The 18,128-nt window shown below is 59.3% G+C and carries 20 protein-coding genes; 10 read left to right on the forward strand and 10 right to left on the reverse strand.

All coding sequences use genetic code 11. From position 1 onward, the window contains the following. Positions 1 to 33: 33 nt before the first annotated feature. The 5 genes from Q8M42_RS08710 to Q8M42_RS08730 all read left to right on the forward strand — a co-directional run bounded on the left by Q8M42_RS08710 (position 34) and on the right by Q8M42_RS08730 (position 4,206). Positions 34 to 645, forward strand: a complete 612-nt coding sequence (locus Q8M42_RS08710) for a LysE family translocator (protein ID WP_304867098.1) — start codon at positions 34 to 36, stop codon at positions 643 to 645. Positions 646 to 674: 29 nt separating this feature from the next. After that, positions 675 to 1,403, forward strand: a complete 729-nt coding sequence (locus tag Q8M42_RS08715) for an ABC transporter substrate-binding protein (RefSeq protein ID WP_304867101.1) — start codon at positions 675 to 677, stop codon at positions 1,401 to 1,403. Positions 1,404 to 1,496: 93 nt separating this feature from the next. Beyond that, on the forward strand, positions 1,497 to 1,922 hold the full coding sequence (locus tag Q8M42_RS08720) for a MarR family winged helix-turn-helix transcriptional regulator (protein ID WP_269382057.1): 426 nt from the start codon (positions 1,497 to 1,499) through the stop codon (positions 1,920 to 1,922). 33 nt (positions 1,923 to 1,955) lie between these two features. Then, a complete protein-coding gene (locus tag Q8M42_RS08725) occupies positions 1,956 to 3,305 on the forward strand; it encodes an MATE family efflux transporter (protein WP_304867104.1) in 1,350 nt (449 codons plus the stop codon). A gap of 118 nt (positions 3,306 to 3,423) precedes the next feature. Beyond that, positions 3,424 to 4,206, forward strand: a complete 783-nt coding sequence (locus tag Q8M42_RS08730) for an ABC transporter substrate-binding protein (RefSeq protein WP_304867107.1) — start codon at positions 3,424 to 3,426, stop codon at positions 4,204 to 4,206. A gap of 18 nt (positions 4,207 to 4,224) precedes the next feature. Here the strand turns inward: Q8M42_RS08730 and Q8M42_RS08735 are convergent, their stop codons facing one another. Both Q8M42_RS08735 and pnuC read right to left on the reverse strand, forming a co-directional pair. Then, on the reverse strand, positions 4,225 to 5,259 hold the full coding sequence (locus Q8M42_RS08735) for an AAA family ATPase (protein WP_304867110.1): 1,035 nt from the start codon (positions 5,257 to 5,259) through the stop codon (positions 4,225 to 4,227). 2 nt (positions 5,260 to 5,261) lie between these two features. Next, positions 5,262 to 5,855 (reverse strand): nicotinamide riboside transporter PnuC, encoded by a 594-nt coding sequence (gene pnuC, locus Q8M42_RS08740; RefSeq protein ID WP_304867111.1) that lies wholly within the window; start codon positions 5,853 to 5,855, stop codon positions 5,262 to 5,264. Between the two features lie 166 nt (positions 5,856 to 6,021). On the opposite strand from pnuC, the gene Q8M42_RS08745 reads away from it, so the two are divergent. Then, positions 6,022 to 6,774 (forward strand): tetratricopeptide repeat protein, encoded by a 753-nt coding sequence (locus Q8M42_RS08745; RefSeq protein ID WP_304867113.1) that lies wholly within the window; start codon positions 6,022 to 6,024, stop codon positions 6,772 to 6,774. A gap of 12 nt (positions 6,775 to 6,786) precedes the next feature. Here the strand turns inward: Q8M42_RS08745 and Q8M42_RS08750 are convergent, their stop codons facing one another. Then, a complete protein-coding gene (locus Q8M42_RS08750; RefSeq protein WP_304867115.1) occupies positions 6,787 to 8,124 on the reverse strand; it encodes an NAD(P)/FAD-dependent oxidoreductase in 1,338 nt (445 codons plus the stop codon). Positions 8,125 to 8,385: 261 nt separating this feature from the next. Further along, positions 8,386 to 9,144, reverse strand: coding sequence for an SDR family NAD(P)-dependent oxidoreductase (locus tag Q8M42_RS08755; protein WP_304867117.1), 759 nt, complete (start codon positions 9,142 to 9,144; stop codon positions 8,386 to 8,388). Positions 9,145 to 9,285: 141 nt separating this feature from the next. Between Q8M42_RS08755 and Q8M42_RS08760 the strand changes: the two genes are divergently transcribed. Beyond that, a complete protein-coding gene (locus tag Q8M42_RS08760) occupies positions 9,286 to 10,188 on the forward strand; it encodes a LysR family transcriptional regulator (protein WP_304867119.1) in 903 nt (300 codons plus the stop codon). Positions 10,189 to 10,213: 25 nt separating this feature from the next. Here the strand turns inward: Q8M42_RS08760 and Q8M42_RS08765 are convergent, their stop codons facing one another. Together Q8M42_RS08765 and Q8M42_RS08770 are read right to left on the reverse strand one after the other, a co-directional pair. Beyond that, positions 10,214 to 10,639, reverse strand: a complete 426-nt coding sequence (locus Q8M42_RS08765) for a 3-isopropylmalate dehydratase (RefSeq protein WP_304867151.1) — start codon at positions 10,637 to 10,639, stop codon at positions 10,214 to 10,216. Positions 10,640 to 10,766: 127 nt separating this feature from the next. After that, positions 10,767 to 11,204, reverse strand: coding sequence for an HIT family protein (locus Q8M42_RS08770; RefSeq protein ID WP_304867122.1), 438 nt, complete (start codon positions 11,202 to 11,204; stop codon positions 10,767 to 10,769). Positions 11,205 to 11,339: 135 nt separating this feature from the next. Here Q8M42_RS08770 and Q8M42_RS08775 point away from each other — a divergent pair, with 135 nt between their 5' ends. The 3 genes from Q8M42_RS08775 to Q8M42_RS08785 all read left to right on the forward strand — a co-directional run bounded on the left by Q8M42_RS08775 (position 11,340) and on the right by Q8M42_RS08785 (position 15,558). After that, the gene (locus Q8M42_RS08775; RefSeq protein WP_304867125.1) at positions 11,340 to 12,044 is read left to right on the forward strand and encodes a glutathione binding-like protein; all 705 of its coding nucleotides are present in this window, start codon (positions 11,340 to 11,342) and stop codon (positions 12,042 to 12,044) included. A gap of 88 nt (positions 12,045 to 12,132) precedes the next feature. After that, complete coding sequence (locus tag Q8M42_RS08780) at positions 12,133 to 13,842, forward strand: amidase (protein WP_304867128.1); 1,710 nt, start codon at positions 12,133 to 12,135, stop codon at positions 13,840 to 13,842. Positions 13,843 to 14,040: 198 nt separating this feature from the next. Next, positions 14,041 to 15,558: a hypothetical protein gene (locus Q8M42_RS08785; RefSeq protein ID WP_304867131.1), complete on the forward strand. Its 1,518-nt coding sequence runs from the start codon at positions 14,041 to 14,043 to the stop codon at positions 15,556 to 15,558. Positions 15,559 to 15,691: 133 nt separating this feature from the next. On the opposite strand, the gene Q8M42_RS08790 is transcribed toward Q8M42_RS08785, so the two are convergent. From Q8M42_RS08790 to Q8M42_RS08805, 4 genes are all read right to left on the reverse strand, one after another. Next, a complete protein-coding gene (locus tag Q8M42_RS08790) occupies positions 15,692 to 15,988 on the reverse strand; it encodes a hypothetical protein (protein ID WP_304867134.1) in 297 nt (98 codons plus the stop codon). Continuing rightward, positions 15,985 to 16,707, reverse strand: coding sequence for an N-acetylmuramoyl-L-alanine amidase (locus Q8M42_RS08795; RefSeq protein WP_304867138.1), 723 nt, complete (start codon positions 16,705 to 16,707; stop codon positions 15,985 to 15,987). Before Q8M42_RS08795 ends, Q8M42_RS08790 begins: the two co-directional genes overlap by 4 nt. Continuing rightward, positions 16,704 to 17,249, reverse strand: coding sequence for a PAAR domain-containing protein (locus Q8M42_RS08800; protein ID WP_304867140.1), 546 nt, complete (start codon positions 17,247 to 17,249; stop codon positions 16,704 to 16,706). Before Q8M42_RS08800 ends, Q8M42_RS08795 begins: the two co-directional genes overlap by 4 nt. Before the next feature lie 175 nt (positions 17,250 to 17,424). Continuing rightward, positions 17,425 to 17,904 (reverse strand): GNAT family N-acetyltransferase, encoded by a 480-nt coding sequence (locus Q8M42_RS08805; protein ID WP_304867143.1) that lies wholly within the window; start codon positions 17,902 to 17,904, stop codon positions 17,425 to 17,427. Between the last annotated feature and the right edge of the window lie 224 nt (positions 17,905 to 18,128).

The following is an 18,128-nucleotide window of genomic DNA, read 5'->3' on the forward strand; positions in this document are numbered from 1 at the left end:
CCCTGCACTCCCCCGCTTCTGGATACCTGCTTTATGGCCCTGCATACCTGGCTGATCTTTCTTACCGCAGTATTGGGCTTATCGCTGACGCCTGGCCCCAATGGCCTGCTCGCGCTTAGCCATGGCGCCTTGTACGGCCATCGCAAAACCCTGTTTACCGTCAGTGGCGGAGTACTCGGCTTTACCCTATTGATGGCCTTGTCGATGCTCGGTATCGGCACCTTGCTGCAAGCCTCGGCGCAGGCCCTGAGCATTCTCAAATGGCTTGGCGGCGCCTACCTGATCTGGCTCGGCATTCAGCTCTGGCGCGCGCCGCCGCTGCACCTTGCGATGGCCGAGAAGGCCACCGAAACCGGCGCTTTCAGGCTGTTTCGCCAGGGCCTGCTGTCGGCCATTTCCAACCCAAAAGTGATCCTGTTTTTCGGCGCGTTTCTGCCGCAGTTTCTCGACCCGCGTGGCGACCTCTGGCTGCAGTTCGCCATCATGGCGCTGACCTTTGCGGTGGTCGAAGGCAGCGTCGAATACCTGCTGGCACGCATGGCCCATCGCGTTCGGCCCTGGTTGCAGCGCAGCGGCAAAGGCTTCAACCGCTGCTGCGGCGGCCTGTTTGCGTTGATGGGCGCAGCCCTGCCGATGACCCGCTGAGCCGCTTACACCGCAAAGGATCTGCCCTGGTGCCCAAGCTGTTGCCTGCCCTGCTGTTGCTCACCCTGAGCTGCGCATCACCCGCCAGCGAGCGGGCGCTGCGCTTCGCGATCAACGACAGCTGGGCCATGCCCATGGTACGTATCGAAGACGGCAAGGCAGTGGAAGGCATTCTGGTCGACCTGCAACAACGCATGGCCGCCAAGGTTGGGCGCAAAGCCGAGCTGCTGGTGATGCCGCGTATGCGCGTGCAACACGCACTGGATAGCGGCGACATCGATGTGCGCTGCTACGTCAGCCCGCACTGGATCAACAGCGGCCACTATCGCTATATCTGGAGCCTGCCCTTTATGACCCAGCGCGACGTGCTGGCAGGCATTAATCCCGAGCAACTGCAACCCGAGCAGCTGCTCAATGAGCGCCTGGGCACCGTCCTCGGCTTCGCCTATCCGCGCCTGGAACCGCTATTCGCCAGCAAGCAGATCCAACGCGAAGACGCCCGCACCCAGGATCAGGTGCTGCTCAAACTCAGCGCCCGGCGCTACCGCTACGCCATCAGCAACGAACTCTCGCTGCACTGGTTCAACCGCCATCAGCCGCCTGGGCAGAAGCTGCACCTGCTTAGCGAAGTGGCTAGCGACCCCATCGCCTGCATCGTCCGCGACGCCACAGACATCCCGACCATGGCCCTGCTGCGCGCCATGGTGCAGATGAAACAAGCTGGCGAATTCGACGACATACTCGCCCGCTACCGCTGACCTCAAACCCTGCGCAGGCAACCGCCGATCAACCACGGGCTTGTCATGCCCCATATAGTTAGTTAGCCTAACAAAATATAACGGAGAGCACGTATGCCGATCACCGACAGCCTTAAACGCCTGCAATGGCACATGTGGCACCACTGGCGGCAGTACGCCCAGCACAGCGGCAGCATGGAGCTGAGCAACAGCGAGCTGGATTACCTGTATGCCCTGATGTCCGCCGAAAACGGCCTGCGCCTGACCGAACTGGCCGAGCGCATGAGCGTCAGCAAGGCCAGCGCCAGTGCCATGGCCAGCAAGCTGGAAGCACGCGGTTACCTGCAGCGCCTGCCCTGCAGTGAAGATGGCCGCGCCATGCGCCTGCTGGCCACGGCCAAATCCAACGCGCTGGAACAGGAAGAGCGCGACGTCTACGTGCAAACCGCCGCCAGCCTTGAACAAAACCTCAGCCCTGAAGAAATGCAGCAGCTCAGCCAGTTACTGGCCAAAGCCTGCCAGAGCCTCGAAATCGGCTGATACAGCCGCGCAACCGTTTACCCGTGAAACCTTATGAACAGTCAAAGCATCACCCGCACCTTCTGGCGCTACAGCATCCCGGCCATCGCCGCCTTGATGATCAGTGGCCTGTACATGGTCGTCGACGGCATCTTTATCGGCCACGCCATGGGCGCCACCGGTTTGTCGGCGATCAACATGGCCTGGCCGCTGTCCGGGGTGATGCTGGCCGTCGGCATGATGATCGGCATGGGCGGCGGCGCTCAGTGCTCCCTGGCCCAAGGCGCCGCACAGTGGCCAGCAGCGCGCAGCTACCTGGCCCAGGCACTCTGGCTGCTGATTCTCCTAGGCATCCCCACAGGCGTGCTGGTGGTGCTGAGTGGCCCGGCTTTTATGGCCATGCAAGGCGCCGAGAACGACCTGGCGCAACTGGGTAACGACTACCTGCTGGTGCTCGGTTGGGCCACACCCTTGGTATTCGGCTCCATCGCCCTGCCCCTGCTGGTGCGCAACCTCGGCGCACCGCGCCTGGCGACCCTGGCCATGCTGGTGGGCGCCCTCACCAACGTGGCGCTCGATTACCTGTTTATCATCGTCTGGCAATGGGGTTTGCATGGCGCCGCCCTGGCCACGGTGATCGGCGAGAGCCTGTCAGTGCTGATCTGCCTGGGTTTTATCTGCAGCCGTCACAACCCGCTGCAGATGGCCCTGGCCGCCTGCACGCTAAACCTGCGCAAGAGCCTGGACATCCTCACCACCGGTTTCTCCAGCATGCTGATGTACCTCTACATGAGCCTGGTGGTGGTGCTGCACAACCTGCTGTTTATGCACTACGGCAGCCCCTTGCAGGTGGCCGCCTACGCCATCGCCGGCTACCTGATGGCCTTCTACTACATGTTTGCCGAAGGCGTGTGCGGCGGTATGCAGCCGCTGGTCAGCTATTTCTACGGCGCCCGCGAGCCGGACAAGGTGCGCCGGGTGCTGCGCCTGGGTCTGCTCACGGCGGTGGGCAGCGGTGTGCTGATGACTGCAGCGCTGTTGATCCTGCCCAGGCTGTTTGCCGGGATTTTCAGCGGCAGCGATGAAGCCCTGCTGGACGCCAGCGTGCTGGGCCTGCGCCTGCACCTGTTCGCCATGTTCCTCGATGGTTTTATCATTCTGGCGGCGAGCTTCTTCCAGGCCATGGGCCAGGCCCGCTACGCCACCCTGGTGACGGTGGGCAATATGCTGATCCAGCTGCCCTTCCTCGCGCTGATGCCACTGCTGCTGGGGCTTAATGGCGTGTGGCTGGCCCTGCCGCTGTCCAACGTCTGCCTGAGCCTGGTGGTGATCTGGATGCTGCGGCGCCAGTTGCAGCAATTGAAACGCCTCGACAGCACACCGCCCAATCCAACTCAGGAATAGCCGCCATAACCGGAGGCGGCAAAACAGCGCAATTACGCGCAGATCAATAGCCGTCCTCACAGCACCTCAACTACGCTGATAACACCCAAATCGCCGTCAGCTGCATGAGAGGTCTTACATGCGCATTAGCTTGGCACTGCTTGCCCTTAGCCTCGCCATCAATGCCCACGCCACACAACAGCCGGTACAAGTCTGCCTGGGCGACAGCTACGAGTGGCCGCCGTACAGCTTCTGGGAACGAGTCAACGGCGAGCCAGACCAAAGCCGGCTAACCGGCTATTCGGCCACCCTGGTGCTCAAGGCTTTGCAGAACCTCGGCCTGGATTACCGTATCCACTACATGCCCTGGGCCCGCGCCCAGCAGGAACTCGCCGACTTCGCCAGCAAAGGCCGCTGCGAAATGACCTGGGACGCCAGCTTCAACAGCACCCGCGCCGGTTTTCTCTACTACAGCGTGCCGCTCTACAAAACCCGCCTGGGGCTGTTCTATTCGCGCAAACGCTTTAGCGAGCCGCCACAACTGGCACTGCCCGATGGCCTGCGCCAGTTCAAGGTGTGCGGCGTGATCGGTTTCAATTACCAACCCTATGGCATTGACTGGCCCCTGGAACGGCTGCCGACCATTCAACAGAACCTTGAGATGCTCGACCGCCAGCGCTGTGACTTCTTCCCCAGCGAGATAGAACCCACCCTCGGCGGCATCGCCATTGGCACCTACAACGACCCAGGGCAACTGCAGAACCTGCCGTTGGAACAGCAAAAGACCTTCTACCTGATGATCAGCAAGGGCTCACCCCGCGCCCACGAACTGCTCAACCGGCTTAACCAGATCATCATTGAGCAGCAGGAAAATGGTGAAGCGCAGCGGCTGCTGGAGCGCTTTCTGCCTGGCATGCAGTAATCCACTCAACCTGCCGACTTAATGTCGCGCAGCCAGATATTCCAGTACTTGTTCAACACGCCGTGAAAGCGAACCACTCAGCCGCGTGTAGGCCCAACCTCGGCGCTGCAACTGATCCTCGTACCAGCCGTTCTGTCGATGACGGAATGACTCATCCTGGCGCGTACCGTCCTGAACGAAGGGAAAATCATCGGCGCAGAGAAACAGATGCGTGTAGCGGCGCTCTGCCAGGCGCTCCAACTCGGCCTCAGCTGCCCCAAACAATTCGCGCGAGTAGAACAGAGTGGTCAACGGCGTAGTATCACAGACCAAGTAACGCTGGCACCGTGCTGCCAACGCATGCTCACGCGCGACCTGGCTACGGCCGATATGCAGCAGGTCGCCGTAGGCCAAGTCACCACCGCGCATCTCCCACAGCTCGCGGCCGAATTCAGCGGCATAAAGGGTTTGCAGAGACTCGGCAAGGGCCTGAGCGAGACTGCTCTTGCCGGTGGACTCGCCGCCTAACAGGGCAATGCGCTCGACAAAATCTCCGTACACCTCCGGCGCCAGATACTGACGTAAGCCATGCACATCGGCGCGCAGACGCGAGGCCGAGATCGGCACATGCTGGCGCGCTCGGTCCAGCTCCACATGCCGGACTGGGCGGCCAAAACAACTTGCCAGATGCGCGGCAAAACCATCGCCATAGGCCTCGCTGGTAAATACCGCCTCAACCGGCTCACGCAGCACCTGCAAGCAAAAATCCGCCACGAACTGACGCTGCTGGGCTTCCGATTCATGGTTGTGCGGCAAGGCTGGCAGCTGCAGCCCATCACTCTGCCAGGCCGCCACCCGTTCAGGCGTCACGACCCAGCAAGGCAAGTCAGGAAAGCGCATATGTAACCAGCGCTCGCGGCGCTCGGCCGCAAAACCCTGGTACTCCGGCAGCGACCAACTGAGCAGATAAAGGCGCTCGCACTGCGCCTGCGCCTGCTGAATCAGCCACTCATGCCCCAGATGCAGAGGGGCGAACTTGCCCACCACCAGCCCACTGGCAAACGCCTTGGCCATGCTCAGGCCCGCTGCTCGGCAGCGCCGGCTGAAGAATCCAGCGCGACCACCTGACGCTGCCAGCGATACAAGCCATACCAAGCGTTGCACCAGAACAGGCCATAGATAAGGGCCGTCAGATACAGTTCACGAGAGGCGAACAGCGGCACAGCAAGGCTGTTGACCAATAGCCAGCAGTACCAGTTTTCCAGTTTGCGGCGCATTAACAGCAACTGCGCCAGCACGCTGAACGTCAGCACCAGAGAATCGATAACGGGTGCATAGGCATTGGTGAAATGATGCAGCAGCGCGCCGTAGCCCAGCGCAACCAGTAGCGCGATCAACATGGCCAACAGCAGCCCGTACCAAGGCGTACGCGTGATGGATAAAGCAGCACCGCTCTGCCCATGCAGCCAGCCCCACCAGCCAAGCAAACTGGTCACGATGAAAAAAAACTGCAGGGTTGCATCGGCATACAACTGCACGTCGAAAAACAGCCAAGCGAACAGCACACAACCGACCAATCCAACCGACCAGGTGTGAACTGAATTGCGCGCGGCCAGTAGCACGGCAGCCAGATAAAACAGATTGGCAAATACCTCCAACGATGACGGCATGTACGCATCCTTATGAACGTGGATTCAGCCCGCGCAGCCTACCAGCCCGATTTGCTGTGATCCACGCCACAGCCGCCATGGCTGTGCCTGACAAGCAGCTATCATGCGTGATCTGATAGCCACGTTTGTGCGACTTATCTCTATTCCAAAGGACTGGATCATCACCATGCCCCTACTCGCCCTGCTGGTTATCGCCTGCCAAGTCACCTGTGGTCTGCACGTGGTGCGCAGTGGCCAGGAACGCTACTGGATCTACCTGATCATCGCCCTGCCTGGTCTCGGCTGCCTGATCTACTTCCTCGGCATCATGCTGCCCGACATGCTCGGCAGTCACCGTGGGCGCCGGACCATCAACCGCCTGCACGACAGCATCGACCCCGAGCGCCACCTGCGCGTCCTGCGTGATGAGTTGGAGATTCGTGACACCCGCGACACGCGCGTCAATCTGGCCGATGAGCTGTTGCGTATGGGGCTGGCCGAAGAAGCGGCCAAGCACTATCAGCTAGCCTTGCGCGGCATTCACAGCGACGCGCCGGATATTCTTCTCGGTCTGGCCAAGGCCCGCTTTGCTCACAACGATTTCGCCGGCTGCCGCGAAAGCCTTGAGCAGTTGATCAACAAAAATCCAGACTTCCGTTCCGCCGACGGCCACTTGCTCTATGCCCGCACGCTCGAAGCCCTGGGCGAAACCCTCAAGGCCGAAGAGGAATACCAGGCGCTGAGCAGCTACTACACGGGGCCCGAAGCCGCCTATCGCTACGCTTTACTGCTACGCCGCCTGGGCCGCCAACGTGAAGCGCGTGAAATGCAGCAACAGATCCAGACCTACGCTCGCCGCGCTGCCAGGCACTACCGCACGCTGCACAAGGAGTGGCTGGATCTCAGCCTGCAGGAGCTGCGCAGCCTGCAACAGGACTGACAATTCAAACCGCTAAACCTTATGCAGGGCGGGCTCACGCTCTTCGTGCCCACCCTGCACTCCCTCGCCCTGCGCCTGTTCCCCGCTCCACACATGCAGTGCGCACTTTTCAGCGTTTGACCACAACCAGCCACTGCGCCCACCCACCAGAGTGCTAACCGCATGCGCGCGGCCCAGCGGGTTGTGCCGGGCCAGTAGCAGGACGCCATCGCGCAGCCAGGCCAGACTGCGGCTGTGAGACTGGAACAACGGGGTCAGCAGGCGGCTGGCCTGACGGTAATAACGCAGGTGATCACGCCGGCTACTGGCATAGGCGGCGAATACCGCTGACCAGTCGCAATCGGTTGGTGTGCTTTGTGTGGTGACGGCTGCGGATAAAGCCGCCGCATCCACCAGGGCCATATTGGCGCCCTGGCCCAGTTGCGGGCTCATGGCGTGGGCGCAGTCGCCGATGGCGATCACCCGGCCGTCGTGCCACTGCTGCATGCGCACATCGGCATACACCGCCTGGCTCAGTTGCTCGGGGCGTTCGATCAATTCAATAAAGGGCTCGGCGGCGCTGCCGGCCAGTTGCAGCACCTGGGCTTTCCAGGCTGCAAGCCCGCCCTCACGCCAGGCTGAAAACTGCGCCACCGGCAGGCTCCAGAACAGACTACTCAGGGCCTGTTCGCGGTTCAGGTGAGTACGCCCGGTGGGCATGATGCCGAACATCTGTGCGCAGTCGCGATACCACTGGCGCAGATCCGTCGAGTCCGGCGCGGTTGGTGACGAAGCCGGAGTCGGCACAATGCTCCACAACGCGCCCCAGGGGTAAGGCTGCAGCCACTGTTTAACCTGCATCTGCCCACGCAGGGCCGAGCGCACGCCATCGGCCAGCACCAGCGCGGCGAACTCGCCGAATGGCTGTTCCACGCCCTGCTCGTCCTGGCGATACAGCTGCACATGGCTGCCGTGCTGGGTGAAGCGGCTGATATGCACACCGGTTTCGATCTGCACGCCGGCTTGCCGAGCCGCGTTGAGCAAAGCCGTGAGCAATACGCTGCGGTGAATGCCCATGCCGAAACTGCCGGGTTGCCAATGCGCGTAACGGGTATCGAGAATCACCCGGCCATTGCCCGAGGTGCCGTACAGGCGGCTGACCGCCGCCCCCAGGCCGCTGCACTCGGCAAACAGCCCCAGCTGCTGCAACACCGCCAGCCCCGAAGGCTGCAACAACACCCCAGCGCCCACCGGCTGCAGCTGCGGCACGCGCTCCAGCAGGCGCACGCTAAAACCCTGGCGGACGAGGAACAGCGCCGTGGCTAATCCCGCTGTACCGGCCCCGACAATGGCAATCGGCAATCCCTTCACGATCCGTCTCCGCTATTAAACCGAGCGGATTCTACCCTTGCCGCTTGCCTACGCCGCCATACGTAGCAGCAGATTGCCGCGAGTCTGAGCGCCAGCGCACATCATATGTTGGCAAGCGGCAGAACCTGTTTACGATCTCGCGAGCTAGAGCGAGACAAGGCAGAAATGGCCGAGGGCGCGGAGTTTACTGGTTGTAAATGAGCAGCCCGAGGCCATTTCTAACGCCGTATCGCCGACGCGCAGCAGATCGTAAGTAGGTTCTCAGAGGAACATGCCGCCCGAGGCTTCAATCCGCTGCCCGGTAATCCAGCGGCCGCCGTCGCTCAGCAGCATGGCAATCGCCCCACCGATATCGTCCGGCAGCCCGACCCGGCCCAGGGCGGTATTGGCGGCGATAAAGGCGTTGACCTGGCTGTTGTCGCGCACCACGCCGCCACCGAAGTCAGTCTCGATAGCGCCGGGGGCCAGCACGTTGACGCTGATGCCGCGCGGGCCCAGTTCCTTGGCCAGGTAGCGCGTCCACACTTCGATGCCGCCCTTCATCGCCGCATAGGCGGCATAACCCGGCAGGCTGAAACGCGCCAGACCGGTGGAAATATTGACGATGCGGCCCTGCTCGGCGATCAGCGGCAGCAGCTGCTGGGTGAGGAAGAACGGCCCCTTGAGCTGGATATTTACCAGCTGATCGAACTGCGCCTCAGTGGTTTCGGCAAAGCTGGCGTGGATGCCGATACCGGCGTTATTGATCAGAAAGTCGAAATCACTGCGGCCGAAGGTGCTCTGCAATCCCTCAGTAACAGCGGCGGCAAACGCAGCGAAGCTGCTGCTCTGGCTAACATCCAGTTGCAGCATCAGCGCACGCGCGCCGAGTTGTTCGATCTCGGCTGCCAGGCTTTGCGCATCAGCCGCCTGGCTGTGATAGGTGCCGATGATGTCGATGCCCTGGGCCGCCAGGTGCAGGGCGGTGTTACGCCCCAGGCCGCGGCTGGCGCCAGTGATCAGTGCGATTTTACGGGTCATGGGCGTGCTCCCTTTAGTTGACGAGTAGTGCGGTGGTTGAAATCAGTGAGCACAGGTTATTGCTCGCGTTAAGCTGGATAAACTCAGCAAAACTGAAAACACTGATCATCAATCACGAACAATCCAGCGGAGCGCCTGCCCATGAATACCTTGGAACTGCTGCGCACTTTTGTCCGCGTCAGCGAGCTGGCCAGCTTTACCCAGGCCGCCGACAGCCTTGGCCTGCCCAGATCGAGCGTGTCGCAGCAGGTGCAGAGCCTGGAAAGCCTGCTCGGTACGCGCCTGCTGCACCGCACCACGCGCAAGGTGCAGCCAACCCAGGATGGCCTGGTGCTGTATGAGCGCAGCAAGGACATGCTGGCCAATATGGAGGAGCTGGAAAGTCTGTTCCGCCAGGACGGCGCGCAGCTCAGCGGTCGCCTGCGCATCGATATGCCCACCGGCCTGGCGCGGCGCCTGGTGGCTCCAAGGCTGGGCGAATTTACCGCGCAGCACCCTGGCATCGAGCTGGAGATCAGCAGCAGCGATCGGCGTGTCGATCTGGTGCGCGAAGGCTTCGACTGCGTGCTGCGCATCGGCGTGGTCAACGAACCCAATCTGATCGTGCGCCCGCTCGGCCAACTGCCGATGGTCAACTGCGCCAGCAGCGCCTACCTGGCGCGCTATGGCACGCCGCAGAGCCTCGACGACCTGGCCCAGCACCGGCTGATCCACTACGTGCCGGTGCTCGGCAGTCGCTCAGATGGTTTTGAATACCTGGCCGGCGGCGTGCTGCAGCAACTGCCGATGGCGGGAAATATCACGGTAAATAACATCGATGCCTATGAAGGCGCGTGCCTGGGCGGCCTGGGGATTATTCAGGCACCGCTGCTTGGCGTCAGCGAGCTGCTGGCCAGCGGGCAGCTGCACAGCCTGTTGCCAGATTACTTGCCGCCGCCCATGCCGATCAGCCTGCTGTATGCCCAGCGCCGTCATCAGCCGCAGCGGGTGCGGGTATTTATGCAGTGGTTGGAAGCGTTACTGAGCGAGCACACCGGCACCTGACGGGCAGGCACCGGCGCGTGGCGAGTTACTGAGTAATCGGCAGGATGTCGAAACCTTTGCGGTTATCGCTGACGATACGGAAGTTCTGCTGCGAGCCCGGTTCGACCTTCACGGCCAGTTCACGACGCAGGCGACCCATGCCGCACAGAGTGTCGTCCATCTCGTCGATACCAATGCTCAGCACCCGCGTGCCGACCGGCACCTGAAAACGCACCTGCTCACCCACGCCGATGCGCGCAGCCACCTTGCGGTCGACCAGAACGGCTACATAGCAACCGCCGCCCATGCCGCCGACATCACGATTGACCTGCAACTCTCCGCCCCGCCCCAGCGGCTCCTGATAACCCAGCAAACGGTCCGCCGGCACAGGTTTGACATCCTCTGGCGCGGGCTTCCAGGACGAACAGCCGGCCAACAGCAACAGCGGTAAAACGGCACAAGTCAATCGCATATGACGCATGGAAGCCCTCCATGGGCGCAGAAAACAGCAAAGGGGAACAGCCAAAACGGCTTGAGTATTGCCCCTGACGCGGCTGGCCTCAAGTGCAGACTGATGCGCCGCCGCAACCAGGCTTTTATCACCCAGCGATACGCTTGAGCAGACGCGCCTGCAGCGCCGCCAGCTCTTCCGGCTCGGCCTTGCCGCCGGCGTGCACGCTGAGCTTCTCGCCGACGTAGCGCGGCACGATATGCATATGAATATGGAACACCGTTTGCCCGGCTGGCGCGCCATTGAACTGCGCCACCTGCACCCCGGCTGGCTCCAGCTCGTCGATGATCACACCCGTAAGCTTCTGCACCACAGCCATCACCTTGCTCAGGCTGTCGCTGTCGATTTCCAGAATATTGCGCGCCGCCGAGCGCTTGGGGATCACCAGGGTATGGCCGAAGGACTGCGGAAACACATCGAGGAAGGCCAGCACATCCTCATCCTCGTAGAGCTTGTAGCAAGGGGCTTCGCCGCGGATGATCTGGGCAAAGATATTCTGGTTGTCGTATTCGCCGTGCAGGCTCATCGGGGTTCTCCAGTGGGCTGGGGTTGAGATGGCCCCAACCATACCGATTTCTGCGCGCGGGGAAAAACCTGCAACCTGACCAAATGGCCAATCACCGTTATCCTGCGCCTTTCGCCACCTTAATCCGGAGCGCCCATGTCAGACCTTTCTGCTTACCCAATTACGCACAAATGGCCCGCCCAGCACCCCGAGCGTCTGCAGCTGTATTCGCTGCCCACGCCCAACGGCGTCAAAGCCTCAATCATGCTGGAAGAGATCGGCCTGGCCTATGAACCGCACCTGGTCAGCTTCGATACTAACGATCAGCTCAGCGAAGAATTTCTCTCGCTCAACCCCAACAACAAGATCCCGGCGATCCTCGACCCCAACGGCCCAGGTGGCAAACCGCTGGCGCTGTTCGAGTCCGGGGCGATTCTGATCTACCTGGCGGAAAAGACCGGCCAGCTATTGGCCCAGGACCCTGCCACGCGCTATGAAACCCTGCAATGGCTGATGTGGCAGATGGGCGGCATCGGCCCTATGTTCGGCCAGCTGGGCTTCTTCCATAAATTCGCCGGCAAGGACTACCCGGACAAACGCCCGCGCGACCGCTATGTCGCCGAATCCCAGCGCCTTCTCGGCGTCCTCGAACAACGCCTGCAAGGCCGCAGCTGGATCATGGGCGAGGACTACAGCATCGCCGATATCGCCGTGTTCCCCTGGGTGAGAAATCTGGTGGGGTTCTACGAGGCCGGCGAGCTGGTGGAGTTCGAGCGCTTCAGCAATGTGCAGCGGGTGCTGCAAGCCTTTGTCGCCCGCCCGGCGGTGATCAAGGGCCTGGTCACGCCAGCGCGCGGCTAAAATAGACGCCAGCGGCCCAATCAACGCATAAGAACAGCGCCACGAGAACCGATATGAACAACCCTCTTCAACAGCCAGCGGTGACAGCATGATCGAGGTAACTGAGCTTTCCATTGCCGAGCTGCGCGCCGCGCTCGAAGCCGGCCAGACCACGGCGGTCGAACTGGTGCAGGCCTATCTCGCCCGCATCGACGCCTACGACGCTGCCGGCACGCCGACCAAACTTAACGCAGTCGTCGTGCGCAATCCCGATGCGCTCAAGGAAGCCCAGGCATCCGATGAGCGCCGCGCCCGTGGCGCAACCCTAGGCCCGCTCGATGGCATTCCCTACACCGCCAAGGACAGTTACCTGGTCAAGGGCCTGACCGCCGCCTCCGGCAGCCCGGCCTTCAAGGACCTGGTCGCCTATCGCGATGCCTTTACCGTCGAGCGTCTGCGCGCCGCCGGGGCCATCTGCCTGGGCAAAACCAATATGCCGCCCATGGCCAACGGCGGCATGCAGCGCGGCGTCTATGGCCGGGCGGAAAGCCCGTACAACGCCGATTACCTCACCGCGCCCTTCGCTTCCGGCTCATCCAACGGCGCCGGCACCGCCACAGCAGCGAGCTTTGCCGCTTTTGGCCTGGCCGAGGAAACCTGGTCAAGCGGTCGCGGCCCAGCCTCGAACAACGGCCTGTGCGCCTATACGCCGTCGCGCGGGGTGATCTCGGTGCGCGGCAACTGGCCGCTGACGCCGACCATGGACGTGGTGGTGCCCTACGCGCGGACCATGGCCGACTTGCTCGAAGTGCTCGACATCGTGGTTGCCGACGACCCGGACAACCGTGGCGACCTCTGGCGCCTGCAGCCTTGGGTACCGATCCCGAAAGCCTCCGACGTGCGCCCCGCCGCCTATGCCGACCTCGCCGCCAAGGCCGATGCTCTGGCCGGCAAACGCTTTGGCGTGCCGCGCATGTTTATCAACCAGGATGACGCCGCCGGCACCAGCGAAAACCCCGGCATTGGCGGCCCAACCGGCCAACGCATCCACACCCGCGCCTCAGTGATCGACCTGTGGGAAGCCGCACGCAAGGCGCTGGAAGCCGCCGGCGCCGAAGTCATCGAAGTGGACTTCCCGCTGGTGTCCAACTGCGAGGGCGACCGCCCCGGCGCGCCGACCGTGTACAACCGTGGCATCGTCACCCCGGAGTTCCTCCACGACGAGTTGTGGGAGCTGAGCGGCTGGGCCTTCGACGACTTTCTGCGCGCCAATGGCGACCCCAAGCTGAACAAACTGGCCGATGTCGATGGCCCGCAGATTTTCCCCCACGACCCCGGCACCCTGCCCAACCGCGAGGGCGATCTGGCCGCTGGCATGGACGAATACGTCAACATGGCCAAGCGCGGCCTGAAGAACTGGGAGCAGATCGAAACCCTGCCCGATGGCCTGCGCGGCCTGGAACACACCCGCAAGCTCGACCTGGAAGACTGGATGGACCAACTCGGCCTCGACGCCGTGCTGTTCCCCACCGTCGCCGACGTCGGCCCAGCGGATGCCGACGTCAATCCAGAGTCTGCCGACATCGCCTGGAGCAACGGCGTCTGGGTAGCCAACGGCAACCTGGCGATCCGTCACCTGGGTGTACCCACCGTCACCGTGCCGATGGGCGTGATGGCCGACATCGGCATGCCAGCCGGCCTAACCTTCGCCGGCCGCGCCTACGACGACTCGGCACTGCTGCGTTTTGCTGCCGCGTTTGAGTCGACGGGCTCGAAACGTCTGGTGCCGCCACGCACACCGCCGCTGTCGCGAGGCTGAATGCAAAACGGGATTGCCGCGCAAGGCGTCAATCCCGTTTACTTGCTGTGAACAGCGGTATAAATCAGCTCTTTTTATATATAGTCGCCTTCACCAAGGCTGCCCTCAGGCACCGCTATGAAACTAAGAGCTATCAATTGAGAGAGCAACTGCAGCCTACTTCTGCTCGAATATCATCAATGACCAAGGGTATCTCTTATGGCGAAGCCGCCGAAGCGAGCACACAGTTTCGATAAAGGCTTTAGGAAAATCCAGGAAACTATTCGCCGCTATGATGCGTTGAGCATATTAAGCGCCGCACTGAATTACTTATACACCCCCACTAAAGATCGCATGGAACAAGCATCCAAGCAGCCATGGTTGATCATGCTGCTCATTAAGTGGGTTTTTCTCGACCCGTTAGCAAATAGCCCCTTGGGGCGGCCAGCAATCGCTCAGAAAGAAATGCTTGACCTGCTACAGAAAGTTATTGATCTGACAGATAGCGGCAGCATGCCAAATGAGTACGATGACGTGCGACTTTTCATGCGTGCGTTAGCCTTTCAGCAGTTTTTTCATCAGACAGAAAGTGGGTTATTTGATATCGCACGACAAGAGTTAATATTCGCCAAAGTACCGGAAAATCATTATTTTAAAGTTCGATTCCTAGAGGGAACTGGGGTTTCTATACACAACTTCCTTCGTCTCGCGTTCGCGTTAATAGCCACTACAACCAAGCATGGCCCAGTGATTCAAAGATCCACCCTATTTGAACTCTGCCCGCCTTTTACACCAATGGCTGTAGACGCTTTTCTGCGCTCGATCTCTGTTGACATTTATGAATTACATCACGACTTGAAAGCGGCAGATAAGGAAGGTCGTCACCCTAATGAATATTTGCAGCAGACCCCCTTCCTGAAATTCCCGCTAGTTAAGGTCAGTTCTGAATATTGGTGTATATCTCCTCATGTGCTTGAGCGCTCTCTTGGACATTTTATCTACGACTACCTTAAGCGAGCTGATGTGGATAGTTTTAATAACCCTTTCGGCAAGTCGTTTGAACGATACGTTGGCGACTGGCTCCGGAGATCAGGGTTACCGTCGGCTAATGAGAGTGAATTGAACCGGGTCCTTATGGGTCAGGGAAAGGTCGTTGACTTCATGGTGGCTGATGGTGATTCGAATGTGTTAATTGACGCCAAAGGTGTCGAAATGGCACATCGTGGCATGACAGCACTTCAACGAGGCGAGGTGCGCCGAGCGACCCAAACGTCTCTAATTAAAGCGTTCGAGCAAGGTCATGAGGTTGCCGCTCGAGTCGCGCTGTTGGCAGGTGAGCATCCTGTGGTTCGCCAACGCTCCACCACATACTTGCTCGCCGTCACTTACAAAGAGCTCTACATCGGAAACGGGCTAACCTTGGAGGCAGTAGTTGGCAGTACGGCGTTAGAAAAAATACGGACAAAATATGACGACCAGTATTTAATTCCTATCGAAAATATCTACTTCCTCACAATCCACGAATTTGAAGTACTGATGCGTTTGGTAGAGAATGGAAAAATTGGTTTAGTAGAGGCGTTGGAGAGGGCAAAAAGTGCCGACGCTGTGCGGATGACACAAAAATTCAACTTCGAACTCCATATAAATGAGTGGTCAACGCAATTCGGCAGAGAGCAACCACTGCGAGAAGCTCTAAGGTCAATCCTGGATGAAATGCGTACTCTTCTCCCAGCCTAGAGCCACTCTGAAGTAGCCATGCAGACAACAGGGAAGAAACCAAAATTTTGGGGAGGATTAATGGTGCACACCCCTGCTAGCCTGAAGTCATACACTCAAATTGCATATGTGATTTTTAACTTCGCAGGAAGCTTTACATCGTCTTGCAGGCCTCCAACTCTTCCTGCGTTTTCAGTTCGGCTTTGACACCCAGCCGATACTTGCAGTAGTTGATCACCACGTTCCGCTCCTCATCGCTCAACTGGTCAAGTTTTTTGTCATCTTCATCCGTTAGGAAAATATTCTCAAACCGGACCTGTAACGTCGGATGTTTTTTGATAAAAAACACAGAACGATTATCTTCAGCAAAGTATGTTTCATACACACCTACTTTCAGCCATAAAAATGGCAACACAATAACAATCAAAGCAAGGATTATCTTATTTTTCATGGCGATGTCGGCGGCGGCAGTAAGCCTGTAACCACCCTCATATTTTTTACAAATTCCATCCCGATATTTCCTGGGCAAATTTTCCCGTCAGCAGCTTGCCCAGGAAACTCACGATGCCCGCCCAACTGCTTAATAACAAATACACTTTTAAGAGCACTGATCAGATTGGTGGCTGCATCAATCTGGAGAGGCGGAATAACGTTGGTCGTATTAACTCCCAGGCGCTCAATTGCCTCACGCCCCATTGCCCAAATATCATCCCCCTCGGCGGCAATGGTGAGATTGTTCAAGAAAACCATCCCAATAACACCGGTGTTATACCCTCGAACACTACCACCTTTTAGGCGAACGTCACGACCTTCATAAACAACTCCACTACAATCAATCCCAAAGTGATATGCGATGTCGTCATATTTACTCCCAAGCTGTTCCTCTTGAGTGCCTTTCATCTGATCAGCACCATGCCCACAACTGTAACTGCGTCCGGCATGATGAAAAGCAATCATTGAATAATCCCAATCTGACGCCATCCCTTCCTTTGCTGCGATGGCTCCCCATTCAGAGCGCTCGACAAACTGGTGTCCTGAAGAGCGCACAGTTCGGATGATTGCTTCGCGAGTTGCAGCTCGGTCATCAACGACAACTGTTAGTGGAACGAGCGACTGGCCAGTCTTCACCTCTTGAGCCTTGGCTGTAGTCTTGAAAGCTTTGCCGGTCATTGGTTGCCCTCCGACAGCTCTGTGAGCGTGCGCGCTGGGGACTTGAACAGGACGTGCAATGAAATGACAGAGTCTGCTGATGGTGCCTGTATATGGGCCAGACCGCTGGCATCTGTTACTCCAAACGTTTCACGCCCATCCACAAGTGCAACGAACTCACGATAGGCGAGCGGGCCACCGGTTTTACTATCGGTAATGTTGAATACTTGGGCGAAGGTTTTCTGAAATTGGAGCGGAGCTGGCGCAGTGAATGGCTTAGGGGTGTGGCTGTCACCAATTATTACGGTGCCAGACCCCATGATGACCGTATTCCCATGAGAACCACTGCTACCCAAAGTGGCGGCATGCAAGCCATTGATAATTACAGTGGAGGACAACCCCGAAACTAGGGGACTTCCACAAGCGCTCGCGTCGGTCTCGCGTGCGGCTGGCAGGTTATCAAACAACACGTTGGGTGAACCAATGACAATGGGGTTGATGCCATGGCCTGGCAGAGGACAAGAGGTGGGATCAGTTTGGCGAGCCGCCGGTTTTCCGCTCATGGTGAAGCTCCTTGGATACACAGACAGAAGACGGATACTACCTGCGCACTATCGTGGAAACCCAGCGCCATAGCAGAACCGAGGGGGATGTCACTATTTTTTACTGTTGGTTCGAAGTCAGGCCGTCGCTAACCCGGCCCATAGCCCCCATCCGACTTGCAAGGAACGCTGTAAATCAGTTTTCAATCCATAGCATTGTCTGAACCGTAATATGCGGATGACTGTCGAGCGGTTCCCATTCATCCAGGAATGCAAAACCCTGCTTCAGATAAAAATTCGAGGCTCTTGCACTGTCGGTGGAGACCTCCAGATACACGCGATCAAAGCCTTTCTTCCTAGCGCGACTCTTCACTACATCTACCAGTTGAGTGGCCACGCCAGAGCCTCGTGCCGCAGGTTCAACCCACATCCCAATCAGACTAAAGCGCTGCGCGCTACTGACTGTGGCACCCACCATTGCGACAGGTCGGCCTTGCTCGAAAGCCAGCCAGAATTCTGTTCCGGCTGATGAGGCTCTTTCCTTCCACTGTTCGTCACTGTATGCGGCGGCCGTTTGATAACTCACAGCAAACGCCGTGGGCGTGTCCAAAAGTGCGGCGAGGCGGACTTGCTTTAATAGCATCCAGTCTTTTGTTTCCGTTGATCGAATGCCCATGATCTTCCCTGGAAAATTAACGTCACCTCAACCTCTCACAAGCGTTCCGAGGGAGCAACCAGACTCGCGGGGCGTAATGACAAAGCCTGGCCGGTAGCTGGCAACCTGAATCGCCCCGGGTTTCGTGGAGGCCTCAACTCTTGAGAAGATGAGGCTATGAAAAAGACCACGACCTACTCCCCTGAAATCCGTGAACGTGCCGTGCGCATGGTTCTGGAGCACCT

The organism is Pseudomonas sp., assembly GCF_030684895.1.
GTDB lineage: Bacteria > Pseudomonadota > Gammaproteobacteria > Pseudomonadales > Pseudomonadaceae > Aquipseudomonas.